The organism is Ascidiimonas meishanensis (genome assembly GCF_037782385.1).
Lineage (GTDB): Bacteria > Bacteroidota > Bacteroidia > Flavobacteriales > Flavobacteriaceae > Ascidiimonas > Ascidiimonas meishanensis.
Map to the genome: position 1 here is coordinate 1 of NZ_JBBEXD010000049.1, position 927 is coordinate 927.

2 protein-coding genes are annotated in these 927 nt (G+C 34.1%); both read right to left on the reverse strand.

Going from position 1 to position 927, the window contains the following annotated elements; all coding sequences use genetic code 11:
* On the reverse strand, positions 1-607 hold a 607-nt coding region (locus WBG07_RS19360), incomplete at its 3' end, for a condensation domain-containing protein (RefSeq protein ID WP_340203781.1).
* 10 nt (positions 608-617) lie between these two features.
* Positions 618-927, reverse strand: a 310-nt coding sequence (locus WBG07_RS19365; RefSeq protein WP_340203783.1) for a phosphopantetheine-binding protein, incomplete at its 5' end; no start/stop codon positions are given.

A 927-nucleotide genomic window follows, 5' to 3' on the forward strand; every position in this document is an offset into this window, starting at 1 on the left:
ATACCATAGCCAGCACATAGTTTCCCTCTTCTATATGATACAAAGCAGAACGGAACTTATATTCCTTTGCCAGGTCAAAAGGAGTTTCCAAGAAGGAAGCTATCAAGAAGTCTAAAGAATCATCATTAGAGACCATTAGATGCTCCATCCCCCAGTTATCGGCACTGACGACCTTTTGATACCCGACACCATTTTCAGACTCAATCAAAGTTCTTAGGATTTCGTGGCGTGATATAATACCTTTCAGGGCTTTTTCTAAAGCAGGTATGTTTAGTTTACCTTGCAGGCGAATGACCAGTGGAATATGGTAGGCTAGACTTCCTTCGAGTTGGTCTAAAAACCATAAACGCTCCTGACTAAAAGATAAAGGGATATTGATAATATACTTATTATTATAAGAAGTAATCTTTGTCAAAATATTTTTTTTATTTCTGACTTGGTATTCCTCTATATATTTAATGATGATAATTTTATTATTTTTTATTCTTTGAAGTAAACTAAAATCGATAGGGGCAATAGATTTTACAGTCAAAGAACCATCATTTACAATTATCTTTACTTTTTTTGTTTTTGCTTCTTTGAGAATATTTAAAACTTGAATGCTCATAATCAAAAAATTATATTTCAATAGTTATATTATACTCTTCCGTATCCTCACTCTCATCAAGATCAATAAACTCTATATGTGATGCCAATTCTTCTATTGTAGAAAACTTAAAAATATCCTTAATAAAAATATCAATGTTGAGTTCTTTCCGTATCATGGAAACGAGTCTTGTAGCCAATAGGCTATGCCCTCCCAGTTCAAAGAAGTTATCATGTACACCAATTTGTTCAACCCCCAATAACTTTTGCCAGATAGTAACGAGCGTTTGTTCGGTTAGATTTCTGGGCGCTACATAAGACTGACTGGACAATAGGGAGGCA